This is a genomic window from Allobosea sp. R86505 (assembly GCF_042466375.1).
Taxonomy (GTDB): domain Bacteria; phylum Pseudomonadota; class Alphaproteobacteria; order Rhizobiales; family Beijerinckiaceae; genus Allobosea.
The window spans coordinates 1,994,588-2,010,882 of the sequence record NZ_JAXHPY010000001.1 but is presented as its reverse complement, the minus strand read 5'-3'; the positions used below and the strand labels follow the sequence as shown (position 1 = coordinate 2,010,882).

General features: G+C 66.6%; 14 protein-coding genes. 9 read left to right on the top strand and 5 right to left on the bottom strand.

Annotated features, from left to right (window positions below; translation table 11 throughout):
* Positions 1–115 precede the first annotated feature (115 nt).
* A complete protein-coding gene (locus SJY11_RS09660; RefSeq protein WP_376986373.1) occupies positions 116–811 on the bottom strand; it encodes an SDR family oxidoreductase in 696 nt (231 codons plus the stop codon).
* A 107-nt stretch (positions 812–918) separates the two neighbouring features.
* On the opposite strand from SJY11_RS09660, the gene SJY11_RS09655 reads away from it, so the two are divergent.
* Complete coding sequence (locus SJY11_RS09655; RefSeq protein ID WP_376986372.1) at positions 919–1,209, top strand: type II toxin-antitoxin system VapB family antitoxin; 291 nt, start codon at positions 919–921, stop codon at positions 1,207–1,209.
* Positions 1,206–1,631, top strand: a complete 426-nt coding sequence (locus SJY11_RS09650; protein WP_376986371.1) for a type II toxin-antitoxin system VapC family toxin — start codon at positions 1,206–1,208, stop codon at positions 1,629–1,631. The genes SJY11_RS09655 and SJY11_RS09650 overlap by 4 nt, the downstream gene beginning before the upstream one ends.
* A 21-nt stretch (positions 1,632–1,652) precedes the next feature.
* On the opposite strand, the gene SJY11_RS09645 is transcribed toward SJY11_RS09650, so the two are convergent.
* Positions 1,653–5,249 carry a hydantoinase B/oxoprolinase family protein gene (locus tag SJY11_RS09645; RefSeq protein ID WP_376986369.1) on the bottom strand — a complete coding sequence of 1,199 codons (3,597 nt, stop codon included), beginning with the start codon at positions 5,247–5,249 and terminating at the stop codon, positions 1,653–1,655.
* 212 nt (positions 5,250–5,461) lie between these two features.
* Here SJY11_RS09645 and SJY11_RS09640 point away from each other — a divergent pair, with 212 nt between their 5' ends.
* The 4 genes from SJY11_RS09640 to SJY11_RS09625 all read left to right on the top strand — a co-directional run bounded on the left by SJY11_RS09640 (position 5,462) and on the right by SJY11_RS09625 (position 8,983).
* Entirely contained in the window at positions 5,462–6,010 is a 549-nt protein-coding gene (locus tag SJY11_RS09640) for a TRAP transporter small permease (RefSeq protein WP_376986368.1), read from the top strand.
* Between the two features lie 3 nt (positions 6,011–6,013).
* Positions 6,014–7,318, top strand: coding sequence for a TRAP transporter large permease (locus tag SJY11_RS09635; RefSeq protein ID WP_376986367.1), 1,305 nt, complete (start codon positions 6,014–6,016; stop codon positions 7,316–7,318).
* A 47-nt stretch (positions 7,319–7,365) separates the two neighbouring features.
* Positions 7,366–8,355, top strand: a complete 990-nt coding sequence (locus SJY11_RS09630; RefSeq protein WP_376986366.1) for a TRAP transporter substrate-binding protein — start codon at positions 7,366–7,368, stop codon at positions 8,353–8,355.
* Between the two features lie 97 nt (positions 8,356–8,452).
* Entirely contained in the window at positions 8,453–8,983 is a 531-nt protein-coding gene (locus SJY11_RS09625; RefSeq protein ID WP_376986365.1) for a winged helix DNA-binding protein, read from the top strand.
* 12 nt (positions 8,984–8,995) lie between these two features.
* Here SJY11_RS09625 and SJY11_RS09620 read toward each other — a convergent pair whose 3' ends face one another.
* The 3 genes from SJY11_RS09620 to SJY11_RS09610 are packed head-to-tail and all read right to left on the bottom strand — an operon-like array spanning position 8,996 to position 11,999.
* Positions 8,996–10,045 carry a sensor histidine kinase gene (locus tag SJY11_RS09620; protein ID WP_376986364.1) on the bottom strand — a complete coding sequence of 350 codons (1,050 nt, stop codon included), beginning with the start codon at positions 10,043–10,045 and terminating at the stop codon, positions 8,996–8,998.
* 20 nt (positions 10,046–10,065) lie between these two features.
* Positions 10,066–10,509, bottom strand: a complete 444-nt coding sequence (locus SJY11_RS09615) for a response regulator (RefSeq protein ID WP_326906161.1) — start codon at positions 10,507–10,509, stop codon at positions 10,066–10,068.
* On the bottom strand, positions 10,506–11,999 hold the full coding sequence (locus SJY11_RS09610) for a sensor histidine kinase (protein WP_376986363.1): 1,494 nt from the start codon (positions 11,997–11,999) through the stop codon (positions 10,506–10,508). Before SJY11_RS09610 ends, SJY11_RS09615 begins: the two co-directional genes overlap by 4 nt.
* 414 nt (positions 12,000–12,413) lie before the next feature.
* On the opposite strand from SJY11_RS09610, the gene SJY11_RS09605 reads away from it, so the two are divergent.
* The 3 genes from SJY11_RS09605 to SJY11_RS09595 are packed head-to-tail and all read left to right on the top strand — an operon-like array spanning position 12,414 to position 16,274.
* Complete coding sequence (locus SJY11_RS09605; protein ID WP_376986361.1) at positions 12,414–13,475, top strand: HD domain-containing phosphohydrolase; 1,062 nt, start codon at positions 12,414–12,416, stop codon at positions 13,473–13,475.
* A gap of 29 nt (positions 13,476–13,504) precedes the next feature.
* Complete coding sequence (locus tag SJY11_RS09600; RefSeq protein WP_376986360.1) at positions 13,505–14,008, top strand: putative pterin-binding protein; 504 nt, start codon at positions 13,505–13,507, stop codon at positions 14,006–14,008.
* 28 nt (positions 14,009–14,036) lie between these two features.
* Complete coding sequence (locus SJY11_RS09595; RefSeq protein ID WP_376986358.1) at positions 14,037–16,274, top strand: hybrid sensor histidine kinase/response regulator; 2,238 nt, start codon at positions 14,037–14,039, stop codon at positions 16,272–16,274.
* Positions 16,275–16,295 lie beyond the last annotated feature (21 nt).

Here is a 16,295-nt window from a genome sequence, read left to right as displayed (position 1 = left end):
GCTTCGATCGCGCCACTGACCGGGCGCGTGCGATCGCACAGTGCTGCAGAGCCGGGGCCTGGTCCAGCCTCCTCGCCCGGCAACCGGACGGGCTGCGCCCTTCAGGCCCGGAGGGTCACCAGGGAATCGTCTCGCCCTGCCAGGTCCGGAAGCTGTTGGTCTGCGCCATCCCAGACGCATCGATCGTCGCGATGAGCCCGGCCGCGCTCTCCGAGGGCGCGATATCGGCCCCGCCGCCGCCCATATCGGTGCGGACCCAGCCGGGATGGAACAGGAGTTGCGCGATGCTGCGCTCGCGCACCGCATTGCCGAACACCACCATGGTCATGTTCACCGCCGCCTTCGACGAGCGATAGGCCAGCGAACCCGAGGGGTTCAGCCCGATCGAGCCCATGCGGCTGGTGATGGTGGCGATCTTGCGGCCGCTGCCCGCCTCGATGTTCGGCAGGAGGGCCTGCGAAACCCGCAGCGGCCCGTAGACATTGACCTCGAAGACCTCGCGCCAGATGTCGAAATCCATCGCGAGGGCGCTCTCGGCGCCGCGCGGGCCGTGGATACCGGCATTGTTGACGAGGACGTCGATCGGCCGGCCGTCGAGTGCAGCCTTCGCCGCCGCGACGCTCTCATCGGAGGTGACGTCGAGTTCGAGCGGCACCAGCGCGGCCGGATGCGCGGCCGACAGTTCCGCCAGCGCCCCACCCCAGGGATTGCGCGCCGCCGCCACGACATGGTCGCCGCGCCGCAGCAGTTCCATCGTCAGCGCGAGGCCGATGCCGCGATTGGCACCGGTGATCATCCAGGTCTGGGGCATGGGGTGGCTCCGGGTTGAGCCTTCCGTTCTAGGCGAGACGCGGCGCCCTTGGAACGCCGGCCGTGCAGGGCGGCCCAGCGGTGGCGAGTGAGGCCAGACATGATTTGATGAATATCTATTTCCAGACTATGAATATTCAACCGGGAGGAAGGATCATGCCGCTCTACATCCGCGATGACGAGGTCGACGAACTGGCGACCAGGCTCCAGCGTCTGACCGGCACACCGACCAAGACCCAGGTCGTGCGCCAGGCCCTCGAGCGGGAGATCAGCCGGCTCGAAGCCGCCCGGCCGCTCGGCGAACGGATCGCCAAAAGCATGGCCATCGCCGATGCGATGGGATCGGGTCGGAGCGATTTCGACATGAAGGCGTTCACCGACGAGATGTGGGAAACATGACCTATCTCGACGCCTCCGTGATCGTCGCCATTCTCGGGCGTGAGAGCGACCGCGAGCATCTGCTGGCGGGGCTGGAGGCATCGCCGCGCCCTTTTCTCGTGTCGCCGCCCGGCGTTTTCGAAGCGGTCATCTCTCTGGCGGCGAAGAAGGCGCGGGATTCGCACAAGGTCCTCGATGCCGGTCTGATCACCGCAGCCCAGAGCAGCGTCGTGCAGTTCATCGCCGATATCGGCGCCACGGAGGTGACCGTCACCCCTGCCATCGGGCAGGCCGCGATCGAAGCGGCCAAGCGCTACGGCCGCGCCGTCGGCAACCCCGCGGCGCTGAATTTCGGCGATTGCTTCGCCTATGCCTGCGCCAAGGAGCATGGCGCGGCTTTGCTCTACAAAGGGAGCGATTTTGCTCAGACCGATCTGGCCTGAGCATTGCCGAGCCGCAGCCGCTTACCCCTTCGGCTTGCCGTACCCACCCGCCGTCGGCGTGATCACCGTCACCGCCTCGCCGGCCTGGAGCAGCGTTTGGTCGCAAGGCTTGAGCTCCTCGACCGCGCCCGACAGACGCCGCACCATCGTCGTGCCGAGCTGCCCCGGCTCGCCGCCCTTCACGCCGAAGGGACGGACCTTGCGGTGCGAGGCCAGGATCGCGCAGTCCATCGTCTTGCGGAAGCGGATCGTGCGGCTGGTGCCGTCGCCGGCGTTCCACTCGCCGCGCCCGCCCGAGCCGGCGCGGATGTGGAAATCCTCCAGCACCACCGGAAAGCGCGTCTCCAGGATTTCCGGATCGGTCAGGCGCGAATTGGTCATGTGCACATGCACGCCCGACGTGCCGTGGAAGCCCGGCCCGGCCGGGGAGCCCGAGCAGATCGTCTCGTAATACTGGTATTCGTCATTGCCGAAGGTGAGGTTGTTCATCGTCCCTTGAGAGGACGACATCGCCTCCAGCGCTCCGAACAGGGTGTTCGTCACGGCCTGGGAGACCTCGACATTGCCCGCCACGACCGCTGCCGGATAGCGCGGCGAGAGCATCGAGCCCTCGGGGATGACGATCTTGATCGGCCGCAGGCACCCGGCATTCATCGGGATCGCATCGTCGACCATGACCCGGAAGACATAGAGCACGGCCGCCCGCGTCACAGGCGCCGGCGCGTTGAAGTTGTCGGGCCGCTGCGGCGAGGTGCCGGTGAAGTCGACGGTGGCCTCGCGCTTGTCGCGGTCGATGCTGATCTTGACCTTGATCGCGCAGCCCTGGTCCATCGGATAGGTGAATTCGGCATCGTGCAGCTTGGTCAGCAAGCGCGCGACGCTCTCGGCCGCATTGTCCTGAACATGGCCCATATAGGCCTGCACCACGTCGAGCCCGAAGGAGGCGATCATCTTCTTCAACTCGGCGACGCCCTTGGCGTTGGCCGCGATCTGCGCTTTCAGGTCGTTGACGTTCTGCACGACGTTGCGCACCGGATAGCGCGCGCCGGTCAGGATCGAGACCAGTTCGTCCTCGCAGAAGCGGCCCTGATCGACGATCTTGAAGTTGTCGATATAGACGCCTTCCTCCTCGATCACGGTGGCCAGCGGTGACATCGAGCCCGGCGCGGTGCCGCCGACATCGGCATGGTGGCCGCGGCTGGCGACCCAGAACAGGATCTGCTCTTCCGCCTCGTCGAAGACCGGCGTGCAGACCGTGATGTCGGGCAGATGCGTGCCGCCATTATAGGGGGCGTTCAGGCAGTAGACGTCGCCTGGGCGGATGACCGGGTTGTTCTTGATGACGGTCTCGACGGACTTGTCCATCGAGCCCAGATGCACCGGCATATGCGGCGCGTTGGCCACCAGCGCCGCGCTCTGGTCGAAGACCGCGCAGGAGAAGTCGAGCCGCTCCTTGATGTTCACCGAATACGCGGTGTTCTGAAGCGTCACGCCCATCTGCTCGGCGATCGACATGAACAGGTTGTTGAAGATCTCCAGCATCACCGGATCGGCCTTCGTGCCGATCGCGGCGTTCTGGACCAGCGCCTTGGAGCGCACCAGCACGAGATGGTCCTTGGCCGTGAGCCTGGCGCTCCAGCCCTCCTCGACCACGACGGTCTGGTTCGGCTCGATGATGATGGCCGGCCCCGAGACGCCCTGGCCGGGCTGCATCGCCTCGCGCCGGACGATTTGCGCCTCGTGCCACTGCGCCTTGGAGAAGACGCGCGTCGTCTCGGCCACAGCGGGCTCGCCCGCGGTTTCGGGCGCGGAAGCCTCCTCGAACTTGGCGCCGCCGCCGATCGCCTCGACCTCGACCGCCTCGATCACCAGTGCCTTGGCCTCGTCCATGAAGCCGAAGCGGGCCTTGTGGGCGGCCTGGAACGCCGCCTTCATCGCGTCGGGCGTCCCGGCCGCAACGGCAATCGCGGTGTCGGTGCCGGCATAGCGGACATGGGCGCGGGTCAGGATCGCGATGTCGCCGTCGGGCACGCCTTGGCCCGACACCTCGGCCCGGGTCTCGGACGCGAGCCCGGCTGCGGCTGCCTCGACCGCCGCCTGGGCGGCGCCGTCGAGCGGCACGTCGAGCGCCGCCGTGCGCGTCGAGCGGATTTCGGCCAGGCCCATGCCATAGGCCGAGAGCAGGCCGGAGAACGGGTGCAGCAGCACGGTCTTGATGCCGAGCGCGTCGGCCACGAGGCAGGCATGCTGCCCGCCGGCGCCGCCAAACGAGTTCAGCGCATAGCGGGTGATGTCATAGCCGCGCTGGACCGAGATCTTCTTGATCGCCTCGGCCATGTTGGCGACCGCGATCTGGATGAAACCGTCGGCGACCTGCTCAGGCGAGCGCCCGTCCCCGACCTGCGCGGCCAGCGCCGCGAACTTCGCCCTGACAGCCTCGACATCGAGCGGCTGGTCGCGCTTCTCGCCGAAGATCGGCGGAAAATAGTCCGGGATCAGCTTGCCGACCATGACGTTGGCGTCGGTCACCGCGAGCGGCCCGCCGCGGCGATAGGCGGCCGGGCCCGGATTGGCGCCGGCCGAATCCGGCCCGACGCGGAAGCGCGCGCCGTCATAATGCAGGATCGAGCCGCCACCGGCCGCAACCGTGTGGATCAGCATCATCGGCGCGCGCATCCGAACGCCCGCCACCTCCGTCTCGAAGGCGCGCTCATATTCGCCGTCGAAATGGGCGACATCGGTCGAGGTGCCGCCCATGTCGAAGCCGATGACCTTGTCGAAGCCGGCCGAGCGCCCGGTCTCGGCGAGGCCAACGACGCCGCCGGCCGGGCCGGACAGGATCGCATCCTTGCCCTGGAAGAGTTCGGCGGCGGTGAGCCCGCCCGAGGACATCATGAACATCAGCCGCGCGCCGGTGCGGGCGAGGTTGAGTTCCTCCGAAACCTGCTGCACATAGCGGCCGAGGATCGGCGAGAGATAGGCATCGACCACGGTGGTGTCGCCACGGCCGACCAGCTTGATCAGCGGCGAGACCTCATGGCTGACCGAGACCTGCGGGAAGCCGATCTCGCGGGCGATCCTGGCCGCGACCTGCTCATGGGCCGGATAGCGATAGGCATGCATGAAAGCGACCGCCACCGCACGGAAGCCGGCGTCGAACTGCGCCTGCAACGCCGCGCGGATCGCCGCCTCGTCGGGCACGTGCTCGATCACGCCGTCGGCGAGCACGCGCTCGTCGATCTCGACCACCGCCTCGTAGAGCTGCTCGGGCTTGATGATCTCCTTGGCGAAGATGTCCGGCCGCGCCTGGTAGCCGATCCGCAGCGCGTCGCGAAACCCCTTGGTCGTCACCAGCAGCGTCCGGTCGCCCTTGCGCTCGAGCAGGGCGTTCGTCGCCACCGTCGTGCCCATGCGGACCTCGCCGACCAGCCCGGCCGGGATCGCCTCGCCCGCCTTCAGGCCGAGATGGTCGCGGATTCCCTGCACCGCCGCGTCGCGATAGGCGCCGGGATTTTCCGAGAGCAGCTTCCTGGCGTGAAGTTTGCCTGAGGGATCGCGGCCGATCACATCCGTGAAGGTGCCGCCCCGATCGATCCAGAAGTCCCAGCGCGACGACATCCCACATCCTCCCGTTCGGCGACCAGGCAGCGTCGCTGACGTTTCATCGATAAATTGTCGATGTGTTGTTGACAAGCTGGATTCGGGCGGTACGATCACGATTGTGACCGAAAAAGGGCGAGGGGCCAGCGGTCGCGAGCGGAGGATGCAATGACGGGAACTCTCCTGGCAACCGCGAAGGCGCGTTGCGTCATCCGCCGAGGGGCGCCGCGATGATCCGCCGGGCCCTCGACCTGCTCTATCTGACGGCGGGATATATCGCCGGCGTTTTCCTGATCGTAATCTTCGGCCTGATGATGCTGCTGTCGGTCGGTCGCGACATCAACTTCAACGTCCCTTCCGGCGATGACTTCGCCGGCTGGGCTTTCGCGGCGATGGCCTTTTTCGGCCTGGCGCATACCTTCAAGAGGGGCGAGATGATCCGGGTGGGGCTCCTGATCGAGCGCCTGCACGGGCGGGCCCGGCAAGCGGCGGAACTGTTTTCGCTCACCGTGGCGGCGCTCTTCATTGGCTTCTTCACCTGGCAGACCGGCAAGCTCGCCTACGACTCCTGGCAGTATTTCGACATGTCCACCGGTGTCGTCTCGGTGCCGCTCTGGATGCCGCAGCTCTCGCTCGTTCTGGGACTTGGAACGTTGCTGATCGCCATCCTCGACGAATTCATCATCGTGCTGCGGACGGGACGCCCCACCTATGAACCCGATCCGCCGAAATCCGTGGAAGAGTTGGTGGAGCGCGTCGCTCAGGGCGGAGGCGTCTGAACCATGAGCCTTCCCGTTCTCGCGCTCGTCCTGCTGGGCTTCCTCGTCCTCGTTCTCGCCAGCGGCGTCTGGATCGCGGTCGGCCTCGGCCTCGTCGGCCTCCTGGCGATGTGGCTCGTCACCGACGTGCCGATCGGCCAGGTGCTCGCGACCACGGTGTGGAGTTCCGCCAGCGGCTGGACGCTGACGGCGCTGCCGCTCTTCATCTGGATGGGCGAAATCCTGTTCCGGACGCGCCTCTCCGAACAGATGTTCCAGGGGCTGTCGCCCTGGCTGCAATGGCTGCCGGGACGCCTGATCCACACCAACATCATCGGCTGCGGTATCTTTGCCGCGGTCTCCGGATCCTCGGCCGCGACCGTCGCGACGATCGGCAAGATCTCGCTGCCGGAGCTGAAGAAGCGGGGCTATGACGAGAAGCTGAGCCTCGGCACCCTCGCCGGCTCCGGCACGCTCGGCCTGCTGATCCCGCCGTCGATCCCGATGGTGGTCTACGCCGTCACCGCCAACGTCTCGGTGCTGCAGGTCTTCCTCGGCGGCTTCCTGCCCGGCCTGCTGATCATGGCGCTCTATATGGGCTACGTCATCATCTGGTCGCTGCTCAACCCGGACAAGACGCCGCCGCGCGACCCCGCGCTGCCGTTCTTCGAGAAGCTGCGGCAGTCCGCCAAGCTGATGCCCTGTCTTCTCCTGATCGCGGCGGTGTTCCTGGCGCTCATCCTGGGCTTCGCGACGGCGACCGAATGCGCGGCCTGGGGCGTATCCGGCGCCCTTTTCCTCGCCTGGTGGAGCGGGACGCTGACCTGGAAGACGCTCTTCGAGAGCATCATGAGCGCCACCCGGCTCACCTGCATGATCATGCTGATCCTGGCCGGAGCCGCCTTCTGCACCGCCGCGATGGCCTATACCGGCATTCCGATGGCCCTGGCCGAATGGGTCAAGGGCATGGAACTCTCGACGCACATGCTCGTGCTGGCACTGACGGTGATGTACATCATCCTCGGCTGCCTGATCGACGGCATCTCGATGATCGTGCTGACGGCGGTCATCGTCCTGCCGATGGTCAAGGAGGCCGGCTTCGACCTCGTCTGGTTCGGCGTCTATCTCGTCATCCATGTCGAGATGGCGCAGATCACCCCGCCGGTCGGCTTCAACCTGTTCGTGCTGCAGAACATGAGCGGAAAGGACACCTGGACGATTGCAAAGGCGGCGCTGCCGTTCTTTCTTCTGCTCAATGTCGCCGTCTTCATCATCACGACCTTTCCGCAGATCGTGCTCTACCTGCCCAAGCTCGCTTTCCCGGACTGATCCGTTTCTCGTTTAGGCAACCAAGCAAAAAGAGAGGGAATGACACCATGACCAACCGCAGGATCTTCACGGCCGCCGCCTTCGCCTTCGGCGTCAGCGCGCTCGCCTTCGCCGCGCCCGCCGCGGCGCAGACCAAATGGAACCTCCCGGCCGCCTATCCGGTCGACAACCCGCACAGCGTGAACCTGATCCAGTTCGGCAAGGAGGTCGAAGCCGCGACCGGTGGCAAGCTCGCCATCACCGTCCATCCCGGCGCCTCGCTGTTCAAGGCGCCCGAGATCAAGCGCGCCGTCCAGAGCGGCCAGGCCCAGATGGGCGAGGTCCTGATCTCGATCCACGAGAACGAGGACCCGATCTTCGGCATCGACGTGGTGCCCTTCCTGGCAACCTCCTTCCCGGAGGCCAAGAAGCTCTATGCCGCCTCCAAGGCCGCCGTGGAGAAGAAGCTCGATGCCCAGGGCATCAAGCTCCTGTTCATGGTCCCCTGGGCGCCGCAGGGCGTCTACACCAAGAAGGAGATCAACACGATCGACGACATGAAGGGCCTCAAGTGGCGCTCCTACAATGTCGGCACATCGCGTCTCGGCGACCTGCTCGGCATGCAGTCCGTCACCATCCAGGCCGCGGAATTGCCGCAGGCGCTGGCGACCGGTGTCGTCAACTCCTTCATGTCCTCGGGCGGCACCGGCTATGACTCCAAGGTCTGGGAGTCGCTGACCCATTTCTACGATACCCAGGCCTGGATCCCGAAGAACGCCACCTTCGTCAACAAGGCCGCTTTCAACGGCCTCGACAAGGCGACGCAGGAGGCGATCCTCAAGGCCGCCGTGACCGCCGAGGCGCGCGGCTGGAAGATGTGGGAGGAGAAGGCCGGCTGGTATCTCGACCAGCTCAAGGCCAAGGGCATGAAGGTCCAGGCGCCGAGCCCCGCGCTCGCCGCCGGCTTCAAAAAGGCCGGCGACACGCTGACCGCCGACTGGCTGAAGAAGGCCGGCGCCGACGGCCAGGCGATCGTCGACGCCTACAAGAAGATGTGACGAACCACGTCAGGGTCGGGCTTGCCCCGACCCTCTCCTGCAGGGGTTTCTCGGGTCGGCGCTCCTGCGCCGCCCGAGAATGACGGGCTCTTCAATCATGCCAGAACTCAAGCCCCCGCCCGACGAACTCGGCCCGATCGTCTCCTCCGGCCATCTGGCCGCGGGCGCGATGCCGGCGCTGTCGGAATTCGAATTCGCGATGAACATGACGGTGCATGCGTTCCAGCGTTGGATGGTGCGCTGCGTCGCGGCATCTGGCGTGCCCGACCTGTCGCCGCTCGACGTGCTGGTGCTGCACAACGTCAACCACCGCGCCAAACCCAAGCGCCTGGCGGATATCTGCCTCGTCCTCAACATCGAGGACACGCATCTGGTGAACTACGCTTTGAAGAAGCTGGAGCGTTTGAAGCTTCTGAAATCCGGCCGCAAGGGCAAGGAAAAGACGGTCACGGTCACGCCCGCCGGCGAGGAGGCCTGCCGGCGCTACGCCCAGATCCGCGAGCAATTGCTGGTGAAGTCGGTGCTCTCGACCGGGCTCGACCCGAAGCGGCTCTCCGAGATCGCCGCCGCGATGCGCTCGCTGTCGGGCCAGTACGACCAAGCCGCCCGCGCCGCCGCGAGCCTTTGACCCGCTGACGGCTCAGGCCGCCGCCTCTTCCTCCGCGATGCGCATCGTCACGCGCGTGCCGCGCGGCTGCTGCGCGTATTCGATCCCCGTCCCGAGGCTTCGCGCCATCGCGCCGACGATCTTGCCGCCGAGACCGGTGCCCGTCGCCCGCCCCTGTCCGGACCAGCCGACCCCGTCATCGGCGACCACGAGGATGGTCGAGCCATCGCTCTCCCGCGCAAGGGACACCCTGATCTCCCCGGTTCCCTCGGGATAGGCGTATTTGATCGCATTGGTGACGAGTTCCGTCACGATCATCCCGATCGAGACGGCCCTGTCCGGCTTCATCTGGATCGGCACCGCCTCGAAACGGACGTCGGGCGTCCGCCCGGCCGACGACATCGAATGCCCGAGTTCCCGCACCAGCGTGTCGAGATAGGCCGCGAGATCGACCGTCCGCACGTCGTCGGAGGTGTAGAGGCTGCGATGGAGATTGCCGATCGCGGTGATGCGCGCCTGCGTCTCGGCCAGCGCCGCCCGGGCGCCGGCATCCTGCACCGACGAGGCCTGCATCCGCACCAGCGAGGAGACCAGCGACAGGCTGTTGGCGACGCGATGGTTGACCTCCGCCAGCAGCACGATGGCCCGGTCGCGCGCCGCCCGGACCTCGCGCTCGGCCTCTTCCTTGGCCCGCATCAGCCGGGCCCGCTCGACCGACTGCTCCAGCGCCGCGGTCAGGAGAATCTCGAAATCCTCGCCGATCGTTTTGACGACGTAGTCGACCGCACCGGCCTTGAGCCCCTGCACCGCGATGGCGAGTTCCGACGAGGCCGTGACGTAGACCACCGGCGGCGCCCCCTCAACCTCGGCGAGTTGCGCGAGGAGGTTGAGCCCGAGACTGGTCCCGAGGTCGTGGTTGAGGATCACCGCGTCGACGCCGCCCGCCCTGATGCGCGCCAGCCCCGCTTCGGCATGGCCGACATGCTCGACCGCATAGCCCTTGCGCGCGAGGATGCGCTGCACGAGCCGGCCCAGCGCCGGGTCGTCATCGATATACAGGACGGTCAGTTGCCGAGGGGACATCGACGGGTCACGGGCCGCAGTCACGGGGTTTCCGGCACCTGCATGACCGAGAAAAACAGCCCGAGCTGTCGGATCGCATTGGCGAAGCCGTCATAGTTGACCGGCTTGGTGATGTAGACATTGGCGCCGAGATCGTAGCAGCGCTGGATTTCGCGGCTGTCGTCGGTGGTGGTGAGCACGACCACGGGCGAGCGCTTGGTGTGGGCGTTGGCCTTGACCTTCTCGAGGATGTCGACGCCGCCCATGTCCGGCAGGTTGAGGTCGAGCAGGATCAGGAGCTGGCGCCCGGAGCTGACCATGCCCGAGCCATCGGGGCCGAACAGATAGGCCAGCGCCTCGGTGCCGTTGGTGAAGGGGATGATCTCGTTGTTAACACCGGCGCGCCGGATGTTCTTTTCGATCAGCCGCGCGTGGCCTTCGTCATCCTCGATCATCACGATCGACACGGGTTTCGCATGGGTCATGGCTGGTGGCTCCGCTTCACGCTCCGCAGATCGGCCGGCAGCAGGACCGTGAAGGTCGTTCCCACGCCGAACTCCGACCGGACGGTGATGTCTCCGCCGAGGTTGCGCACGAGCGTGCGCACATGCGCAAGCCCGATCCCCTCGCCGGGTGTATTTTGTGTTCCCGACCGGCGGAACAGCTCGAAAATCCGCTCATGGTCGCCAGCCGCGATGCCGCGGCCATTGTCCTCGATCTCGATCGCGACCCAGCCCGGCTGCGGGATGAGCGTGCGCGCGACGATCTGCAGGGGCCGGTCGGGCGCGCGATACTTGATGGCGTTGTCGAGCAGGTTGCCGATGATCTGGTCGAGCGAGAAGCGGTCGCTGACGATGCGGTCGATCTTCGCCTCGATGGCGATGCCGCCGCCCGTCTCGCTGGCCTGATGGTGCACGGCCGCCGCGGCCGCCTCCAGCAGCGCATCCAGCATGACCCGCTCGGGCTTCAGCGCCCGGCTGCCCTCGCGCGAGATCTTGAGAATGGCGTTGATCAGCCCGTCCATCTTCCGCGTCGAGGAGCGGATGAAGTCCAGCGCCTCGGGCGCGTCGGTCTTCAGCGCGGTCTCGGCATCGGCCTTCAACCCAGCGGCCTTGTCCTCCTCGGCGTCGAGATAGGCCTCGATCGGCTTGAGGGTTTCCTCCAGCTCGCTGGTGAAGCCCATGATGTTGACCAGAGGCGCGCGCAAATCATGCGTGACGATATAGGCGAAGCGCTGGATTTCCTGATTGGCCTTGACCAGCGCGTCGGTGCGTTCGCGCACGCGCTCCTCGAGACCGGCGTTGAGCCCCTCGAGCTCGCGCCGCGCTCCGACGATCTCGTTGGTATAGCCCAGGATCGTCCAGGCGGCGGCGGCGGCGAGCCCGAGGATCACCATGGCCCCGAGGATGGTGCCCCAGCGCAGGCGTGAGGCTGCCGTCTCCTGGGTCGAGATGGCTTCCAGGAGCCGTGTCTCGGACCGTTCGAGGATGCTGGCGAAGCCGGCCCTCGCCTCGTCCATCAGAGTCTTGCCACGGCCGTTGAGCACGATCGCGAGCGCGGCTTCGAAATCGCCGCGTTGAGCCGCCCGCACGCTGTCGGTCACCTCCGCCATCTTGGCATCGATCGCCGCGCGCAGCCGCTCCACGTCGGGCATCATGTCAGGCTCGTCCGAGACAGCCTGGCTCAGCCTCCGGAAGAGCTCCTGATAACGCGCCACGGCATCGACATAGGGAGCGAGATAGGCCGAATCCCGCGTCAGCAGGTAACCGCGCTGGCCCGTCTCGGCGTCCTGCACCAGAGACATGAGATCGGCCGAGGCACTGCGCACCTCGCGAGTCTCGACCACCTGCGCGAAGGAGCGCTCGGAAGCCAGGGTCAGCCAGAGCGAACCGGCGACGATCGCGATGAGGGCCGCGATGCCCGCCAGCAGGATCAGCAGGTTGGTGCGCCGGAAAAGGGCTTGCGAGATCGGCATGAAGTGTCCGGAGTTCAGGCTCGTCCCGATGCCTGTTTACGCCTGAATCCGCAAGATGAAATGACACGTCACGGGATCAAGTCCTGCGCATCCTGCAGTCGGAGCGGCGAAACGACTGTAAGGAAGCGCGTCGACATTTGACGTAAAGGCAGATGCCACGACATCAAGCAGAACAGCAGCCGAAAACGGCTTCCCGTTGGAATAACATCCATGGGCTCGCTCTTTTGCGGAAAAGTCGAAGCTTTCTACATTTGAATTGAGACAATTTTAAACCGATGGCGCTAGCACCGATCAAACAGGTGGCAGAGTGATCTTTTGGGAGCCGCCCGTCACGAAGCCTACCGGCCGGCGACCCGCGGCCTGATCGGAGCCGGGGTCCGTGTGGCGACCGATCGCGCGCTCGGGGGCAGACATATGAAGATCATGATCGTCGACGACAACCGCACCTATCTGACGGTGTTGCGCGGCGTCGTGAACAACATCGGCGGCCACCACATCTCCGTCTTCTCCAACCCGCTCGACGCGCTCGAGGCGGCAGGGAGCATCGAATTCGACCTCGTGCTGGTCGACTACCTGATGCCGGAGATGGACGGTGTCAGCTTCATCCGCGCGCTGCGGCAGCTGCCCAACCATCACGACCAGCCCATCGTCATGGTCACCACCACCGAGCAGCGCGAGACGCGGATCGCCGCCCTCGATGCGGGCGCGACCGATTTCCTGCGCAAGCCGATCGAGCCCGTCGAACTGCGCGTGCGCGTCCAGAACCTGCTCGGCCTGCGCGAGGCCCAGACGGCGATGCGCGACAAGGCGGCCTGGCTGGCCAAGGAGGTCCGCCAGGCGACGCAGGATCTGATCGAGAGCCAGCGCGACATGGCGCGGCGGCTTTCGCGGGCGATCGACTGCCGCGACGGCCACACCGGCGACCATGTGGCGCGCATGGCGGCGCTGTGCCGGATCATCGCCGAGGGGCTCGGCCTCGACGCGGAGCAGTGCGAAACCATCCATGCCGCCGCCCCGATGCACGATGTCGGCAAGATCGGCATTCCCGACTTCATCCTGCAGAAACCGGGCCGCCTCACCGACGAGGAGATGGCGGTGATGCGCACCCATGTCACCATCGGGGAGGCTATCCTCGCCGATGGACGATCCGCGCTGATGCGCTGCGCCGAGCGCATAGCATCCACCCATCACGAGCGCTGGGACGGCAAGGGCTATCCGCGCGGGCTGGCCGGAAAGCAAATCCCTATCGAGGGGCGCATCGCCGCCGTGGCGGATGTGTTCGAGGCCCTCTGCGCCAACCGAATCTACCGGCCCGGCCGGCCGCCGGAAGATGCCCGCCAGTTCATCCTCGCGGGGTCCGGCCGCCATTTCGACCCCGCCTGCGTCGCCGCCTTCGAAGCCCGCTGGAGCGAGATTCTCGCTTTGATCAACGCCACATCGGACCCGCTGACGCCCGCCATCGCGCTCGCCAGCTGACCCCGCAATCATCGGCAGGAGCCCCCATCATGCTGACCCGCTTCGCCTTCCTCTGCATCGCCTGGCTCGGCTTGGCCGGTTGGGCCGCCGCCGCCGAGATCGCCGCCCCCAAGGGGCCGGTGATCCTCACCGTCTCCGGCAAGATCGCCAACCGCAACGCGCCCGAGGGTGCCACCTTCGACGCCGCCATGCTGGAGGCCCTGCCCAGGCGCACGACCACGGCGAGCACGCCGTGGTATCCGCAGAAGACGCAGTTCGAGGGGCCGCTCGGCGCGGCGCTGCTGGACCTGGTCGGCGCGAGCGGCACCGTCCTCAAGGTGACGGCGCTCAACGACTATGCCGTCGAGATTCCGCTCGCCGATCTCCGCAAATGGCCGGTGATCCTCGCCACCAAGATCAACGGCAAGCCGATCTCGGTGCGCGAGAAGGGGCCGATCTTCGTGATCTACCCCTTCGACGAAGACTCCTCGCTCTACAACGAACTCTATTTCGGCCGTTCGGCCTGGCAGGTCAAAACGATCGAAGTGCGCTGAAACACAGGCAGGATCAAAGCGCACCGGCATGGAGAGACGCCCCAACCCGAACCGGCTGAACAATTTCGGGATACTGGCTCTGCTGGGGGTCAGTCTACTGCTCGGCGCCGTCGTCATGGCGACCTTCTCGGCGCTCGGCACCCGCCACCGGGCGACCGAGGAGAGCGTCCGCGAGGACGTCGTCTGGGCGGCCTATCAGCTGGATCGCGAGGTCAAGAAACTCGGCACCGTTGTGCGCGACCTGAAGGACGGGTTCAGCGCGAAACTGCGTGCCGACGTCACGCTGCGCTACGATATCCTCTACAGCCGGACCACGGTGCTCACGAGCGACCATTACCGGAAGAAGTTCGGACAGGACCCCGACATCATCACGCTGGCACAGGACGCGCGCGAGCGCATCCTGCGGATAGCGCCCCTGGTCGATGCGCTGGAGAGTTCCAGCCCACCGACGCAGCCAATCCTGGCCTTGCTGGGCGAGCTCGCGCCTCTGGCGCAACTCACCGAACGACTTCTCAACGTCACCAATCTCGCGCAGTCGCGCATCCGGGTGCAGGACCGCGGTGAGCTGACCGCGGCCTATGAGCAGCTCGGCCACGCCATGACGGCCCTGATCGGCTCGCTCGCGCTGATCGTGGTCTATCTCGGCGTCCAGCTCTACCATATCCGCATCGCCCGGCGCCGTTTCGAGCGGCTCAGCATCGAGAACGCCGAGGCGGCCGAGCGCGCCGAGGCCGGCGCCCGCGCCAAGTCGATCTTCCTCGCGACGATGAGCCACGAGATCCGCACGCCGCTGAACGGCATCATCGGCATGGTCGACATCATGCGGGATTCGGCCATGACCTCGGCCCAGCGCGAAAGGCTCGCCGTCATCGGTGATTGCAGCGACACGCTGCTGGCGCTGATCGACGACATCCTCGACTATTCCAAGCTCGAATCCGGCGCGGTCGATTTCGAGATCAAGTCCTTCGACCTCGCCGAGGTCTGTTCCACCGTCGCCAATGTGATGGGCCGGCGCGCCGAGGACAAAGGCATCGTACTGCATGTCCAGCACCCGCCCGCAATGATCACGACGGATCCGACACGCCTGCGCCAGCTTCTGTTCAACCTCGTCGGCAACGCCGTGAAGTTCACCGACACCGGCTGGGTCAGGTTGGTGTGCAGCATCGAAGCCGGCAACCGGCTGCGCGTCGAAGTCGAGGATACCGGCATCGGCATCCCCGAAGAGGCACGCGAGCGCCTGTTCCAGGATTTCAGCCAGCTCGACGTCACCATCAACCGCCGCTTCGGCGGCACCGGTCTGGGTCTGGCGATCTGCCGGCGGCTGATCGGCTCGCTGGGAGGCGAGATCGGCGTGTCCTCGCGCGAGGAGCGCGGCACGCGCTTCTGGTTCACACTGCCCGTCGGGCCTGTCTCCAAGCCGCAGCCAGCTTCGGAGCTCGCTCCGCCAACCGTCACGCCGGATCGTTTCGTCGGCCGCGTGCTCGTCGCCGAAGACAACCCGATCAACTTCGCCGTCGCCAGCGAATTGCTGCAGCGCCTCGGACTCGAGGTCGATCACGCACCGGACGGCCGGATCGCCGCCCATCTGGCGGGCGCCACGGCCTATGATCTCATCCTGATGGACATGCAGATGCCGCTGATGAGCGGCCTCGAAGCCACCCGCGCCATCCGCGAGCAAGGGTTGCGCGATCTGCCGATCGTCGGCCTCACCGCCAATGCCTTCGCCAGCGACCGGGAGGCCTGCCTGGCCGCCGGCATGAGCGATTTCGTCGCCAAGCCGATCAACCGCGCGAAGATGACGGGCATTCTCGCCAAATGGCTGCCGGAGGGCGGGCGGACCGTTGCGCGCGCCCCTGCCCCGGGGCATGTGGACCCCGCCCCGGCCGACGACGGACAGGCCCTCGTCGACCATGGCATCCGGGGCGCGCTGGCCCGCGAGATCGGGACCGATCTGCTCGACGAGCTGACGCGCCAGTTCTGGCCCGATGCGACCCGCTCGACGGCCGAGGCGGCCCGGGCGGTGCAGACAGGCGAAACCGATGTCGCCCTGCGCGAGCTGCACACCCTGAAGGGCGTCGCCGGCACGCTCGGTTTCCGCGCGTTCGAGGCGGACGCACGAGCCGCCGAAGCCGCTCTCCGCTCCGGCCGTGACGCCGACGTCACCGCCCTGCAGACCGCACTGCTGCGCACCATGCTGGCGCTGGGGGCCGGCGGCCCGGGCGAGGTCGCTTCTCAGGACCCAGAGACGATGCGGGCCGCTGGCTGAGCAGCGCCCGCCCGCAGGTCA